The following is a 13,869-nucleotide window of genomic DNA, read 5'->3' on the forward strand; positions in this document are numbered from 1 at the left end:
AGAAGCATTGGCCGAAAACCCACCGCCCACCCTCACAACACCCGAACCACCGCCTCCCCCCGCCCGCTCAACATCAGCTCGAACATCGCCCACACCAGCGCATCGGCGCGATCCGGTGACCGCCCCGGCCCCTCATACCCCCCGCCGGTGACCAGCCCGCACAGCTCGTCCTCCAGCGCCGGAAATGCCCCGACATGAAATGCCCGCGCACCGGTATAGAGCGCCGCCACCGGCTCCGCCCGCGCGACCTTGCCGCGCGACGCATGGACCAGCCGCACCGGCAACCCGGCATCCGCCGCGCGCAGCACGCTCGCCACCATCGCCCCGCCCTGGTTCGCTTCCGCCACCACCCGGTCGGCGCTGTGGCGCGCGGCACATGCCGCGACCGCCGCCGCCCAGCCCTCGGGCGACAGGCCGGAAACGCTCGCATCCTCCAGCACATAGGCAAAGCCGTCCGCCCCCTTGCCGACCGCGACGATGCCGCACGCATCGCCGCCGATCCCGGCGGGCGGATCGACCCCGACCACCACCCGCACCAGCGCCGGCGCCCGGTCCACCCGCCGCGCCTCGATTACCGCCCGCTCCCACAGCGCGCCCGCGACATCCTCGATCAGCTCGCCGTCCAGCTCCTGCCGGCCCAGCCGCGTGCCGGCATAGGCCCCCTCGATCTGCGCGAAATAGCTCTCCGACAGGTGCCGGTTGTCGCGCGACCGCCCGCCGCTGATCCGCACCCCGTCCATCGCCCGGATACGCCGCAGCAGCGGGATGACGCGCGGCGTGGTCGTGACCAACGCCTGCGGCCGCTCGCCCATCCGCATCCCCATCATCAGGTTGTCCCACGTCGCATCGGCATTGCGCCATTTGGCCAGCTCGTCGCACCACGCGACATGATGCTCCGGCCCGCGCAGCCCCTCCGGGCTTTCGGCGGCATACACATGCGCCTCCGCCCCCGATCCGAACTCGACGACGCCGCGCGACGGACGCCACGTGACCGGCCCGTAATGCCGCCCGATCGCCAGCAGGCCGGCGGGGCCGCGCACCATCACGCTTTCCACATCGCGCCGCGTCGCCCCGACCAGCGCGATGCGCAGATCGCGCCGTTCGGCCGCCTGCGCGCACACCCATTCCGATCCGGCGCGCGTCTTGCCGAACCCGCGCCCCGCCTGGATCAGCCACACCGTCCAATCCTGATCGGCGATCGTCTGCCCATCGTGCGCCCACAGCTTGAACCGGGTCGCCAGTTCGCGCCGCCGGTGCGGCGTGACCTTCAGGAGAAAGCGTTCGAGTTGCACGTCGCTCAATTCGGCCATCGCCGCGACCAGCGGATCGACGCCGCTCATACCCGACGCTCCTGCTTGCCGCGCATCGCCTTGATCCGGGCAATCAGCATGGCGTCGGTTTCGGCCTGCGTCGCCCGCAACTGTGCCTCGCGACGACCTGCGCCCGGCTTCACTACGGCGCGATGCCGGTCGAGCAGCTTGATCGCCTGTTCGATACTGATCGCCCCTGCCACGACCTGATCCGGATCGCCGACCGCAACCCCGTCCAGCACCGCGATCGCCTTGGCCAACAGCATCTCTTCCAGCCGGTCATACCCGGCCAGCAACGCCATGCGCCATTGCTCGGCAAATGCCGGATCTCGCCGCCGCAGCGCATAGACGCTGGCCTGCGACAGTCCCACGGCCTCGGTCGCGGCCCGTACATTGCAAGTTGCGGCGACATGATCGAGAAACTGTTCTCGTCGGCTCGGCGTCCACCCTTGCGTGATACGCTGCCGCTGCACCGGGCGATTGGCACCCGCCGTCAGCACCTCTTCGTTCTTCATGCCTACCCCCCAGACGCACGTCGGGGCCAACGACGTTTCCGCCCGGCCCCGATCCCCACAATTCCCGATGTTCCTGTTTTGTGCCGTAAGAGCGTTGCGCTGTCAACCTAAATGTTCCCATTTGGTTCGTTTCAGCGCAGCCATGGCGGATTGCCCCTCGCATCCCCACATAGGGGCCATCGTTGGCAGATGGTCCGTAGGCGCCAGCGACCGGGAGACGCACGCGCTTCCGCTTACGCTGTTGGGAGCGTCAAACCATGGACCTCAACGATCTTCTTCACCGCCATCAGGTTTCGCTGATGCGCGCCGCCCATGCCAAATCGGTCGAGGCCGCCCATTCGCACGGCGGCATGGCGCGCGGCTATGAACGCCAGATCGCTTCGCTGCGCGACCTGCTCGGCGCCTCGGGCCGGATGGTGGCGGCATGACCGCCGCTCTCGCACCCGTGGCCGACGACATGGTCGATGGCGTGGCGAACGATGGCGATGCGACGCCCGCCGCCGCCCCGGCCGAACCCGCCGCGCGCCCCGGCGCGATGAAGTTCCGCCGCAAATACACGACCGTCCGCCTCACCCCGGATCAGGCCACCCGCCAGGGACAGGTCGCGACCGGCGCCTTCCGCCACTTCGGCGGGCGCGACGCGGCGATGGCGTTCCTCAACGACCACGACGAAACCCTCGGCGGCCGCCCGCTCGACCTGGCGATCGCCAGTGCCGAAGGACTGGCGCTGGTCGAGGCGGCCATGGTCGCACGGGGGAAGTAACACTCCCCCGACCTTGAGCCGGCCAAGAAGCGAGCCGGCCATGAAGCGTCTGTCGAGAACCCACCCGTTCCCGACAGACGCGAACCTCACAACCCTGCCAGCATCGCCTCCCACGCCGCGACTTCCCCGTCGCGCCGCCCCACGATCCGCAGCGGACCCGCAACGCCGGTCGCCGGATCGACCTCGATCTCGCCATCCCATTCGAACGTGGCGTTGCCGGCGATGGTCACCACGCCATCGGCATCGGCCTTCGCCCGCACCATGCCGCCGCGATTGAAGACCCGCGTCTCCACGCCCCAGCCGATCCGCCCCGTCCGCGCCGCTGCATGGGTCGACGCCGCCATCGCGCTGCCGCAACTGTTGGTCAGCCCGACGCCGCGTTCATAGGTCCGCACGAACAGCGCGGGCGCATGATCCGCCTCGCGCAGCTCGACGAAGCTGACATTCGCCCGCGTCGGGATCAGCGCCGGCGCGCTCTCGCACCAGTCGCCCAAGCCGACCAGCTCGCCCTCGTCCACCGCCTCCACGAACGCGACCAGATGCGGGTTGGGCATCGCCACCGCGGTAAAGCGCCGCGCGCTCGGCAGGCCGGGGATCACCGCCTCGACGAACGGCGCGTCGCCGACGGTCAGCCCGACATCGCCGGGATCGAGCGACACCGGCCCGACCTTCGTCTCGATCGTGGCGACGCCGGCGGCGACATCGGCCACCACCCGCGCCTGCGCAACGCTGGTCTTCAGCCGCACCTGCCCCTGCGCGGTCCCGGTCACCTCGAACCCAAGCCGCGCGGTACAGCGCAGCCCATTCAGGCACGTCTCCGCCTCCGACCCATCGGGATTGAACATCCGCATCCCGAAAATATTCTCGGTATCTGAATCAGTTAGCAGCAAAAGCCCATCGCCGCCGACATCCCCCGACCGATCCGCCAACGCCCGCGCAACCCGCGCCCACGCCGCATCGTCCAACGCGATCGCCCGCGCATCGATCAGCGGAAAGTCGTTCCCCGACCCATGGCACTTCACGAAAGACAGTTTCATTTCACAACCCTTGCCCGCGCCCGTTCGATAAACGCCCGCTCACCCGCCACCCGCGTCGCAAAGGCCGGCCGCGCCAGTATCGCCGCCAGATAGCGCGCAAGGTCCGGATACACCGCCGCATCGACCGGCGCACAGGCATGCAGCGTACTGGCAAAGGCGCTCGCGACCGCAATATCGGCCAGCGTCAGCGTATCCCCGACCAGAAAGTCCCGCCCGCCGACCTGCGCGTCCAGATAGGCGAGGATGCCCGGCCACTGATCGCGCTCCGCCGCATCCGCCACCGCCGCATCGCCGACACCGCCCCGAAACAGCGGCCCGACCACCCGGTTGAACAGCATTGCCCGACCGGCACCGAACACGATCGTATCCGCCAGTTCGTCGAACCAGATGGTGCGCCCGCGCGCCTGCGCCTCGGCGGGGATCAGCGCCGGTTCGGGATATTTCGCCTCCAGATAGGTGACGATCGCACTCGAATCGGCCAGCGAGAAATCGCCATCGACCAGCGCCGGGATCTGCCCGAACGGGCTGATCGCGCGAAACGCCGGCGACGCATCGCCGGGCGCAGTGGGGATCAGGTCGAGCGCGATCCCCTTTTCCTCGGCGAACACCGCAACCTTGCGGACGAACGGCGAAATGGTCGAACCATATAGCTGCATCGACATGCAATCTCCCCACGGTGCGCGAAGGGGGCGACACCGGCCCGTCGGCTGTGCCACAATCGGGTATCGTGACGATAGTCCTCCTCCTTGCCGTGATCGCGCAGACGGTCCTGCTGGTCCGGTTGCAGCGGCGCGTCGACGTGCTGGAACGGCGCGAACCGCGCCCGGCCGAGCCTGCGCCCCGACCGATGCCGGCGCCCGCGCCCGTCGCGTCCCGTCCGGTCGTCGCCACGCCTGCCCCGTCCGACGAAGCGCGCGCACGTCACGCTCCCCGCCCCCGCCCGCCGCGCCCGAAGATCGATGTCGAAACGCTGATCGGCAGCCGCCTGCCGGTGTGGATCGGCGGGCTGGCGCTGGTCGTCGGCGGCATCTTCCTCGTCCGCCTGTCGATCGAGGCGGGGTGGCTGACCCCGGCGATCCGCACCGTGCTGGCCGCGCTGTTCGCGCTCGCGCTGCTGATCGGCAGCGAAACGGCACGGCGCATCCCCGCCACACGCGACGATCCGCGCATCGCACAGGTGCTGGCCGGCGCGGGCATCGCCTCGGCCTATGCCACGCTCTATCTCGCCGCCGCGCTCTACCACCTGATCGGCCCGGCGACGGGCTTCGCGATCATGCTGGGCGCCACCGCGCTCGGCCTGTTCCTGGCGCTGCGCCACGGGCCACCGACCGCCGTCATGGCGCTGGTCGGCGGGTTCGCCGCGCCGCTGGTCGCCGGCTATGACGCTGCCGGCATCGGCGCGCTGCTCGTCTATCTCGGCCTGTTCGTCGCCGCGCTGCTGGCGCTCGCGATCGTGCGCGGTTGGGCGTGGCTGGCGCTGTCGGCGCTGGTTGCGGCGTTCGGCTGGGCCGGGCTGCTGATCGCGCTGGTCCCGCCGACGAGTCTGAGCGGCATCGGCGCGTTCCTGATCGCGCTCGGCATCGGCGGCACGCTCGCCGCCCCGCGCACCACCATCGCCCGCCCGTGGCTGCGCGCAGCACCCTTGCTGGTCGCGCTGCTTCAGACGCTCGCGCTCGCGCCGATGCTCGACTTCTCCGGGCTGGCGTGGGGCTTCTACCTCACCCTGTCCGCCGCCGCACTGTTCCTCGCATGGCGCGACGCGACCCTGCTGCCCGCCGCGATCGGCGCGGCGATCCTCGTCACCTTGCTGGTTGCGCTCGGGCTGGTGCAGGGTCCCAATGCGACCCCGGCGGCGCTGCCCGTCGCGCTGCTGCTGTTCGGTGCAGGCGGTGGCGTCGCGTCCCGCCGCGCGCCCGGCTGGGCCGTGGTGGCGCTCACCGGCACTGCCGCGCCACTGTTGGCGGCGCAGATCGTCGCCCCCGACCTGCTGTCCCCGGCGCTCCGGGCGCTCGCCAACCTCGCCCTCGCACTTGCCGCCGCCGCCCTTGCCTGGCGCCACCGCGACCGTGCCGATCGCGGCGACATGGGGCTGGTCGGCGGCGTGGCGGTGGCGGCGCTCGGCACCGGCCTTGCCGTCGCAGCGCTGCTCCCGGCGGTGCTGGCCCCGATTGCCGCGCTCGGCATCCTGCTGGCGGCGGCGCGGTTCGACCGGGCGATCCCCGAACGGCTCGCGCTGTTCCCGCCGCTGGTCTTGCTCGCCCTCGCGCTCCCGCCGCTGGCCGATGTGGCGCAGGCGCTGTCGGTGTCGCTGCTGTGGGAGGAACTGCCCTATCTCCACCTGCCCGCCCCCGGCGATGCCGCCCGCCTGCTCCTGCTCCCCGCGCTCGCACTGGTCGGCGCAAGCCTGTGGCAGCGCGGCCTGTTCGGCCCGGCCCGCCGCCTGATCCTGCCCACCGCGACCGGCATCGCCATCGCCGGCCTCTATGTCCTGCTGAAGCAACCGCAGGCCATCGCCACCCCCGAAGCCTTCCGCGCGTCGGGCTTCGTCGAACGCGCGCTCCTGACCGATCTCGCGCTCCTCGCCGCGTGGGGCGCATGGCCGCGCCAGCGCCGCGTGGGTCAGGCGCTGCTCGCCCTCGCGCTCGGCCGCATCCTGTGGTTCGACCTGCTCGGCCTCAACCCCGCCTTCGTGCCCCAGGCGGTCGGCGCGCTGCCGGTCCTGAACGCCGCCACGCTCCATTTCGCCCTTGCCGCTGCGGTCGTGTGGCGCCTGACCGACCTGCCGCGCCGCAGCCTGATCGCCGCGCTGCTGACCCTCACCGCAACCCTCGCCACCATCCGCCAGATCGCGCACGGCACGATCCTCACCGGCCCGGTCGGTCTCGCCGAAAATGGCGGCTATTCCGCCGCGATGCTGGCGCTCGCCATCCTCTGGCTATGGCGCGGCATCGCGCGGGGCAGCGCCGACCTGCGCCGCTTCGGCCTGACGCTGCTGACCCTGACCACACTGAAAGTCTTCCTGATCGACGCCGCCGCACTGGAGGGCGTGCTGCGTATCCTGTCGTTCATGGCGCTGGGCGGCGCGCTGATCGCGATCGGCTGGGCGTATCGGCGGTTCGTCACGCCAGCCGGTAATGCGCCGCCAGCCGATCGAGCGCCAGCGTAAGCACCAGCCGCCCGGCCCGCGCCGGCCACCCCAGCGCCTTTTCCGCCGCCGGCAGCCCTTCGTTCGCGCACACCGTTCGCCAGAGGATATCCGACAGCCCCGGCCCGACCGCCGCCACCGCCGCGTCGAACCGCGCCTTGGCCGCCACCTGCCCGCCCGACGGATCGCTTGGGATCCCCTTGCCGCCACGCGGCGCGGCGTCCCATCGCATCGTGACGCGCGGCCCCAGCGCGGCACGCTCATAATCGCCGCGCAGCCGCTCGCCCGCCTCATATTGCCGCGCATCGACCAGCGATCGCGCCTTCAGCCAGTCGAGTGGCGATTCGCGCAGGTTCACCTGCACCCGCCGCCCGCCGGCCTCGTCCCGCACCCGTCCGTCCGCCAGCCGCCGTTCCACCAGTTCGCGCACACCCCGCCTCCTGCATCCGATTCGCCGCCGGGGTTGCCATGACGGCATCGTTGTAGGAAAGCGTTTGTACCAGATCGGTTTGCGCACAAGGATGACGCCCAAATGATTACCGCCATTCGCGAAGTGCGCCGCGCACAGGGCCTGACGCTGGAGGAGGTCGCGATCCGCTGCGTACCACCGACCACCGCGCAGACCATCGGCCGCCTCGAAACCGGCACCCGCACCGTGTCGGTCGGCTGGCTCAACCGTATTGCCGAGGCGCTGGCGGTCGATGCCGCCGATCTGGTCCGCCTGCCCGAACGGCCCGACATTCCCGTCGCCGCGATCCTCGACGGATCGGGCGCCGCCGCCCCGCGCCGCGCGATGAGCGTCACCCCGCCGCGCAGCGAAGCCGACCTTGTCGCCATGATCGTGCAGGCGACGACCGGTGACTATCGCGCGGGCGACATGGTGTGGTGCCGCCGCCTCGCGCCTGCCGATTATATCGCCGCGCTCCACCGCGACGTCCTCGCGCCTGCCCCCGCCGGCCGCTTCGCCTTTGGCCGGTTGCTGGCGTTCGACGGCGACATGGTGTCGATCCTCCCCGCGACGCTCGGTACCAGTCCGGTGCCCTTGCGCTGCGCGTGGATCGCGGTGGCCGAACGGCTGGTGCGCAATCTGTAGGGTACGCCCTCCTCTGGCCGACACCGTACCCGCGCCCGCAAACCCCAACTTTCCCCGACGTCACCCTAAAGCGTCGTGACGCCTCCCCCCTCGACGTGGTAGCCCTTGCCCATGCCCGTCTCGGCCACCGCCTCCGCCCGCGAAATCCTCACCAACCTTCACGACGTGATGGCGTCACGAAGTCCGGCGCAGGCCAAGCTGAACTCCGTCGTCCGCATCATCGCCGAAGCGCTCGATAGCGAAGTCTGCTCGATCTATCTGCTGCGCGAGGGGCTGCTCGAACTCTTCGCCACCGTTGGGCTGGCGCAGGAGGCGGTGCACGTCACCAAATTTGCCCCGAACGAGGGGCTGGTCGGCACGATCGTCGCCAACATCGAAACGCTGAACCTCGCCGAAGCCGCGACTCATCCCGACTTCGCCTATCGGCCGGAAACGGGCGAGGACAAATATCACAGCTTTGCCGGGGTGCCGATCATCCGCCGCGAACGCGCGGTGGGCGTGCTGACCGTGCAGCATGCCGAACCGCGCCGCTATGCCGATGTCGAGATAGAGGCATTGCAGACCGTCGCGATGGTGCTGTCCGAACTGATCGCCAATGCCGACCTGATCGACGCGACCGGCGGTACGTCGATCCGGCCGCAGGCGACCGGCGCGGTACGCGTGCCCGGCTTCAAGCTGGTCGAGGGGATGGGCGCGGGCGTCGCCGTGTTTCACCAGCCGCGCATCGTCATCGAACACACCGTGGCGGAGGATGTCGAGGCGGAGCGCCACCGCGTCTATGCCGCGTTCGACAAGATGCGCGACCAGATCGAACGCATGTCGAACCAGGCCGAATTCGGCGTCGGCGGCGAACATGACGAGGTTCTGGCGACCTACAAGATGTTCGCGTACGACGAAGGCTGGGCACGCCGCATCAACGAGGCGATCGACAGCGGCCTGACCGCCGAGGCCGCGATCGAACGCGTGCAGCAGCGCACCCGGATGCGGATGCGCGAGATCAAGGATCCGCTGCTCGCCGACCGGATGCACGACCTGGAGGACCTGTCCAACCGGTTGCTGCGCATCGTCTCGGGACAGCTTGGCACCGCTGCGCAGATGGGGCTGCGGCAGGACACGATCCTGCTGGCGCGCAACCTGGGGCCGGCGGAACTGCTCGAATATGACCGCCGCCGCCTGAAAGGGGTGGTGCTGGAGGAAGGGTCGCTGACCGCCCATGTCGTCATCGTCGCCCGCGCGATGGGCGTGCCGGTGCTGGGCCGCGTCCGCGACATCCGCCGCCTGATCGCCGAGGGCGACCGGCTGCTGCTCAATTCGGTCGAGGACCTGCTGGTCATCCGCCCGACCCCGGCGATGGAGGAGGCGTTCGAATCGAAGCTGGCGCTGACGCAGAAGCGCCGCGCCGCCTTCGCCGCGATGAAGGGGGAACCGCCGGTCACGAAGGACGGCCACCGCATCACGATGATGGTCAATGCGGGGCTGCGCGACGACGCCGCCGCGCTCGACCTGACCGGCGCCGACGGCATCGGCCTGTTCCGCACCGAATTCCAGTTCCTCGTGTCGGCCACCCTGCCGCAGCGCGAACGCCAGCAGCGCCTGTACCGCGACGTGCTGGACGTGGCCGGCGACCGCCCGGTCGTGTTCCGCACCGTCGACATCGGCGGGGACAAGGCGCTGCCCTATCTCGACCATGCCGAGGGGCAGACGGAAGAAAACCCCGCCATGGGCTGGCGCGCGCTCCGCCTGGCCCTGGGCCGCGAAGGGCTGATGAAGGCGCAGGCCCGCGCCCTGATCGAAGCCGCCGACGGCCGCACCCTCAACGTCATGTTCCCCATGGTCAGCGAACCCTGGGAATTCGAAGAGGCCCGCGCGCTCTTCGAAGCACAGCGCGAATGGCTGCGCGGGCGGGGCAAGCCGCTGCCGACCGACATCCGCTACGGCGCGATGCTGGAAGTTCCGGCGCTGGCCGACGTGCTCGATTTCCTCTGGCCGCAACTCGATTTCCTGTCGATCGGCACCAACGACCTGACCCAGTTCCTCTTCGCCGCCGACCGCGCCGATCCGCGCCTCGCGATGCGTTACGACTGGCTGTCCCCTGCGATCCTGCGTTTCCTGCGCCGCGTGACGAAGGCTGCGCATGAGGCGGGCAAGCCCGTCGCGGTCTGCGGCGAGATGGGCGGGCGGCCGCTGGAGGCGATGGCGCTGATCGCGCTCGGCATCGACCGGCTGTCGATCACCCCGGCTGCGGTCGGCCCGGTCAAGGCGATGATCCGCTCGCTCGACCGGCAGGCGGCAACGGCCGAAATCGACCGCCTCCTCGCCACCCCCAGCCGCACGCTGCGCCCCGCCCTGGAAGACTGGGCTAAGACCAACGGCATAGAACTGTCCTAAAAAATCCTCCCCGGCACGGGGAGGGGGACCAGCGAAGCTGGTGGAGGGGGGTGCCCGCATACGGCACGGCTGCGTTGCGCGCGCGCCCTCCACCCCCGCTTCGCGGCGGCCCCCTCCCCATGTCGGGGAGGATGTGCAAATCCTCCCACTTTCCGCCCGCCCGCCCGCTGCGGCGTTGACAGCCGCCCTGTGCTGGCCGAAACCGCCGATGTACCGGGGGCGGACGATCAGCGGGTTGGAAGGGTAGTATGATGGACGGCGACAGCACCGCGGGCGCGCCACGCACGGCGGGCATGATGCTGCGTTCGGCACGCGAGGCGCAGGGCCTGTCCCTGTCGGACGTCGCGCAGCGCACGCGGATTCCGCTGCGTCACCTGGAGGCGGTCGAGGACGGCAAGTTCCAGGCGCTGCCTTCGATCACCTATGCGATGGGCTTCGGCCGCGCCTATGCCCGCGCGGTCGGCGTGGACGAGACGGAGGTGGCGCGCGCGCTGCGCAGCGAACTGGCCACCAATTACCAGCGGCCCGAACCGCTGCAGGACCTCGAACCGATCGACATGCGCCGCGGCCCCTCGCCCGGCGTCGTCGTGATCGCCGCCGCGATCGCCATCGTGCTGCTGCTGGGCGTCGGCCTGTATTTCGGCACCTCGCTGTTCCGCAACGACGAACCGGTGACCGCGCCCGCCGCCACCGTGGCCGGCGACCTCGGCATGTTGCCGCCCACTCCCACCCCGGCGACCGGCAATACCGCGCCCGTCGCCCCGCCCGTCCCGGCGGGCGGGGGTCAGGTCACGCTGACCGCGACCGGCACCACCTGGGTCCGCATCTTCGACGACACCGGCACGCTGGTGAACAAGGAGATGAAGTCGGGCGATCGCTACGACGTCCCGATGACCGCCAAGAACCCGCAGATCCGCACCGGCCGTCCCGACCTGCTGACCGTCACGGTCAACGGATCGAACGTGCCGCCGCTCGGCACCGCCGAACGCCCGATCACCGTGGGTGTCAGCGCAGAGGCCCTGCGCAACCGCGGCTCGGCCAACCCCACGCCCACGCCGTCGCCCGCCGGTTAAGCGTGGCGACAGCTCGCCTGTCTAGGGTCGCGCGGCCCGTCCAACCTGCTCCGGGGGGAGTTTTCATGCGCCATTTCAAAGCCCTGCCGCTTCTCGCCCTGCTCGCTGCCTGGCCAGCCACGGCGCAGACCACCAGCCAGATCGAACCCCGCGTCAACAAGCTGGAGCGCGAGATGCGCGCCGTGCAGCGGAAAGTCTTTCCCGGCGGCACCCCCAACCAGGTCGAACCGCAGATCACCGCGCCGACCCAGCCCGTCGACATTCCCGGCAGCCCGTCGAGCGGCCCGCTCGCCACGCTGACCTCGCGCATCGACGCGCTCGAATCGCAACAGCAGTCGCTGACCGGCCAGCTCGAACAGGCGCAGTACAAGCTGCGCCAGCTCGAATCGGCGTTCGAGGCCTACAAGACCGCAACCGATGCCAAGCTGAAGACGCTTGAATCGACCGGTGCCGCCCCGATCGCTCCGGCGACCCCCGGCGCGGTCGCGGCCTCCGGCGACACCTCGACCGACACACCGCCGACGCGCGGCTCCGGCAACGGCGGCGGGACACTGGGCGGTGGCGCGGTGCGTCCGCCCGCCGTCACCGCGCCGGCCACCGCCGACCCGGCCCGCGCCGCCCGCGTCAACGCGATCGAAAAGCCGTCGTCCGGCGACGCGGCGGAGGACGGCTATCTCTACGGCTTCCGCCTGTGGAGCGCGAAACTCTACCCCGAAGCGATCGCCGCACTGCGCCCGGTCGTCGCCAAATACCCCAAGCACCGCCGCGCCAGCTATGCCCAGAACCTGATCGGCCGCTCCTATCTCGACGACGGCAAGCCCAGCTTGGCGAGCCGTGAATTCTACGACAATTACAAGAACATGCCCGACGGCGAACGTGCTGCCGACAGCCTGTTCTATCTGGCCGATGCGCTGACCAAGCTGAAGAAGACCAAGGAAGCCTGCGACGTCTATGGCGAGCTGAGCGACGTCTATGGCGAGAAGCTGTCGGCGGCGATGAAGGCGGACGTGGCGAAGGGGCGGACGGCGAACAAGTGCGCGGCGTGAGGGGGACGTTACTTCCCCTCCGTTCGTGCTGAGTAAGGGCTGAGCGTAGTCGAAGACCTGTATCGAAGCACCCGTGGCGGTCCTTCGATACGCTGCTTCGACAAGCTCAGCAGCTACTCAGGACGAACGGAAATAGCCAATCACTGAACCCAACCCCAACCCGTTCGGTTCGAGCAGCTTCGAGCCTGTCGAGAAGCGTCCGCCGAGAACTCGCCGTTTGAGGCATTCCTTGCTCGACTTCGGTCCTCGACAGGCTCGAAGCAAACGGGGGAGGATGAGGGCCACGCAACCTATGCCGCCGTCCAACGCGCACCCATGGTGCCCAACCCCATGACCCTACCCCCCGAGACCCTCACCCGCTTCACCCGCGACCTCACCGCACTCGCCCCCGCACCGACCCCCGACCGTCCGCTGGCGATCGCCGTCTCCGGCGGTCCCGACTCGATGGCACTGCTCGCCCTCGCCGCCACCGCCTTCTCCGGCAGCGTCATTGCCGCCACCGTCGACCACCGCCTGCGCGCCACCTCCGCGGACGAAGCGGCGATGGTCGCCGACTGGTGCCACACCCACGCCATCCGCCACGCGACGCTGTGGCCCGAAAAGCCCCCCGCAGGCGCCAGCATCCAGGCCCAGGCCCGCCACGCCCGCTACGCGCTGCTCGCCGACTGGGCGCTCGCCGCCGACGCGAGCGCCCTTGCCACCGCGCACCATGCCGACGACCAGGCCGAAACCTTCCTGATGCGCGCCGCCCGCGCCTCCGGCCCGGCGGGCCTCGCCGGCATCCGCCCGCGCTGGATGTTCGACGCCGATCGCTGGAGGGCGGCTTGCCGGCAAGAACCGTCCCCCCGCGCAGGCGGGGGGCCAGGGCGACAGGACGCGACCGGTGGGACATGTCACTCTGGGTCCCCGCCTCCGCGAGGACGCGATCTCGAGGCGAAACAACGCCTTCCCATCGTCCGCCCACTTCTCACCTGGCGCCGCGCCGAACTGCGCACCCTCGCCACCGGCCTGCCCTTCGTCGACGACCCATCGAACACCGACCCGCGCCACGACCGCACCGCTGCCCGCGCGCTGCTCGCGGGCGGCCAGATCGACCCGCTCGCCCTCGCCGCCAGCGCCGCGCATTGCCGCGAGGTCGACGCCGCGCTCTCCGAGACGATCGACTGGCTGTGGCGCACCCGCACCCTGCCCGCCGACATTGGCGAACATCGCCTCGACCCGACCGACCTGCCGCGCGAACTGCGCCGCCGCCTCGCCCGCCGCGCGATCGGCCAGGTCCGCCGCGCCACCGGCGTCACCGAGGGGAAATGGTCCGACGCCGCCAATATCGAATCACTGCTCGACGCGCTCGATTCGGGCAAAAAGGCCACGCAAGCCGGCGTCATGGCATCGGCAAGCGCCGGAATCTGGCGCTTTCGCCCCGCTCCACCGCGTCGATCAGACTGATCGACGTTGTTCCATTGCCATTAACCTCGCCAAGCCTATCTTGGGTGGACTGA

13 protein-coding genes are annotated in these 13,869 nt (G+C 70.3%); 8 read left to right on the forward strand and 5 right to left on the reverse strand.

All coding sequences use genetic code 11. The annotated features are described in order from the left end of the window. Positions 1–32: 32 nt before the first annotated feature. On the reverse strand, positions 33–1,340 hold the full coding sequence (locus ASE67_RS14305) for a DNA-packaging protein (protein ID WP_055762718.1): 1,308 nt from the start codon (positions 1,338–1,340) through the stop codon (positions 33–35). Further along, the gene (locus tag ASE67_RS14310; protein ID WP_055762720.1) at positions 1,337–1,825 is read right to left on the reverse strand and encodes a hypothetical protein; all 489 of its coding nucleotides are present in this window, start codon (positions 1,823–1,825) and stop codon (positions 1,337–1,339) included. Before ASE67_RS14310 ends, ASE67_RS14305 begins: the two co-directional genes overlap by 4 nt. 257 nt (positions 1,826–2,082) lie before the next feature. Between ASE67_RS14310 and ASE67_RS18480 the strand changes: the two genes are divergently transcribed. Together ASE67_RS18480 and ASE67_RS14315 are read left to right on the forward strand one after the other, a co-directional pair. Then, the gene (locus tag ASE67_RS18480; protein ID WP_200909385.1) at positions 2,083–2,253 is read left to right on the forward strand and encodes a hypothetical protein; all 171 of its coding nucleotides are present in this window, start codon (positions 2,083–2,085) and stop codon (positions 2,251–2,253) included. Further along, positions 2,250–2,588 carry a hypothetical protein gene (locus ASE67_RS14315; RefSeq protein ID WP_235511920.1) on the forward strand — a complete coding sequence of 113 codons (339 nt, stop codon included), beginning with the start codon at positions 2,250–2,252 and terminating at the stop codon, positions 2,586–2,588. The genes ASE67_RS18480 and ASE67_RS14315 overlap by 4 nt, the downstream gene beginning before the upstream one ends. 86 nt (positions 2,589–2,674) lie before the next feature. Here the strand turns inward: ASE67_RS14315 and dapF are convergent, their stop codons facing one another. Together dapF and ASE67_RS14325 are read right to left on the reverse strand one after the other, a co-directional pair. Beyond that, complete coding sequence (dapF, locus tag ASE67_RS14320; protein ID WP_055762724.1) at positions 2,675–3,625, reverse strand: diaminopimelate epimerase; 951 nt, start codon at positions 3,623–3,625, stop codon at positions 2,675–2,677. Continuing rightward, positions 3,622–4,287 carry a glutathione S-transferase family protein gene (locus tag ASE67_RS14325; protein WP_235511921.1) on the reverse strand — a complete coding sequence of 222 codons (666 nt, stop codon included), beginning with the start codon at positions 4,285–4,287 and terminating at the stop codon, positions 3,622–3,624. Before ASE67_RS14325 ends, dapF begins: the two co-directional genes overlap by 4 nt. 65 nt (positions 4,288–4,352) lie before the next feature. On the opposite strand from ASE67_RS14325, the gene ASE67_RS14330 reads away from it, so the two are divergent. Then, positions 4,353–6,791 (forward strand): DUF2339 domain-containing protein, encoded by a 2,439-nt coding sequence (locus ASE67_RS14330; protein ID WP_156348626.1) that lies wholly within the window; start codon positions 4,353–4,355, stop codon positions 6,789–6,791. Here the strand turns inward: ASE67_RS14330 and ASE67_RS14335 are convergent. Then, positions 6,745–7,200 carry a DUF6456 domain-containing protein gene (locus ASE67_RS14335; RefSeq protein WP_055762729.1) on the reverse strand — a complete coding sequence of 152 codons (456 nt, stop codon included), beginning with the start codon at positions 7,198–7,200 and terminating at the stop codon, positions 6,745–6,747. The genes ASE67_RS14330 and ASE67_RS14335 overlap by 47 nt on opposite strands. A 102-nt stretch (positions 7,201–7,302) precedes the next feature. On the opposite strand from ASE67_RS14335, the gene ASE67_RS14340 reads away from it, so the two are divergent. The 5 genes from ASE67_RS14340 (at position 7,303) to tilS (ending at position 13,816) form a co-directional block, all read left to right on the forward strand. Then, positions 7,303–7,863 (forward strand): helix-turn-helix domain-containing protein, encoded by a 561-nt coding sequence (locus tag ASE67_RS14340; protein WP_055762732.1) that lies wholly within the window; start codon positions 7,303–7,305, stop codon positions 7,861–7,863. A gap of 111 nt (positions 7,864–7,974) precedes the next feature. Then, on the forward strand, positions 7,975–10,251 hold the full coding sequence (gene ptsP, locus ASE67_RS14345; RefSeq protein WP_055762735.1) for a phosphoenolpyruvate--protein phosphotransferase: 2,277 nt from the start codon (positions 7,975–7,977) through the stop codon (positions 10,249–10,251). 251 nt (positions 10,252–10,502) lie between these two features. After that, positions 10,503–11,324, forward strand: coding sequence for a helix-turn-helix domain-containing protein (locus ASE67_RS14350; protein WP_162236350.1), 822 nt, complete (start codon positions 10,503–10,505; stop codon positions 11,322–11,324). Between the two features lie 65 nt (positions 11,325–11,389). After that, positions 11,390–12,370: a hypothetical protein gene (locus ASE67_RS14355; protein ID WP_055762738.1), complete on the forward strand. Its 981-nt coding sequence runs from the start codon at positions 11,390–11,392 to the stop codon at positions 12,368–12,370. A 330-nt stretch (positions 12,371–12,700) separates the two neighbouring features. Beyond that, positions 12,701–13,816, forward strand: coding sequence for a tRNA lysidine(34) synthetase TilS (gene tilS / locus ASE67_RS14360; RefSeq protein ID WP_200922232.1), 1,116 nt, complete (start codon positions 12,701–12,703; stop codon positions 13,814–13,816). Positions 13,817–13,869 lie beyond the last annotated feature (53 nt).

The sequence above is a fragment of the Sphingomonas sp. Leaf23 genome, assembly GCF_001421585.1.
Lineage (GTDB): Bacteria > Pseudomonadota > Alphaproteobacteria > Sphingomonadales > Sphingomonadaceae > Sphingomonas.

What these genes read in the sequence shown, in the direction of transcription:
- ptsP (WP_055762735.1), top strand. Translation starts at nt 7,975, where the DNA reads ATGCCCGTCTCGGCCACCGCCTCCGCCCGCGAAATCCTCACCAACCTT.
- ASE67_RS14310 (WP_055762720.1), bottom strand. Translation starts at nt 1,825, where the DNA reads ATGAAGAACGAAGAGGTGCTGACGGCGGGTGCCAATCGCCCGGTGCAG.
- dapF (WP_055762724.1), bottom strand. Translation starts at nt 3,625, where the DNA reads ATGAAACTGTCTTTCGTGAAGTGCCATGGGTCGGGGAACGACTTTCCG.
- ASE67_RS14305 (WP_055762718.1), bottom strand. Translation starts at nt 1,340, where the DNA reads ATGAGCGGCGTCGATCCGCTGGTCGCGGCGATGGCCGAATTGAGCGAC.
- ASE67_RS14315 (WP_235511920.1), top strand. Translation starts at nt 2,250, where the DNA reads ATGACCGCCGCTCTCGCACCCGTGGCCGACGACATGGTCGATGGCGTG.
- tilS (WP_200922232.1), top strand. Translation starts at nt 12,701, where the DNA reads ATGACCCTACCCCCCGAGACCCTCACCCGCTTCACCCGCGACCTCACC.
- ASE67_RS14350 (WP_162236350.1), top strand. Translation starts at nt 10,503, where the DNA reads ATGGACGGCGACAGCACCGCGGGCGCGCCACGCACGGCGGGCATGATG.
- ASE67_RS14355 (WP_055762738.1), top strand. Translation starts at nt 11,390, where the DNA reads ATGCGCCATTTCAAAGCCCTGCCGCTTCTCGCCCTGCTCGCTGCCTGG.
- ASE67_RS14340 (WP_055762732.1), top strand. Translation starts at nt 7,303, where the DNA reads ATGATTACCGCCATTCGCGAAGTGCGCCGCGCACAGGGCCTGACGCTG.
- ASE67_RS14325 (WP_235511921.1), bottom strand. Translation starts at nt 4,287, where the DNA reads ATGTCGATGCAGCTATATGGTTCGACCATTTCGCCGTTCGTCCGCAAG.
- ASE67_RS18480 (WP_200909385.1), top strand. Translation starts at nt 2,083, where the DNA reads ATGGACCTCAACGATCTTCTTCACCGCCATCAGGTTTCGCTGATGCGC.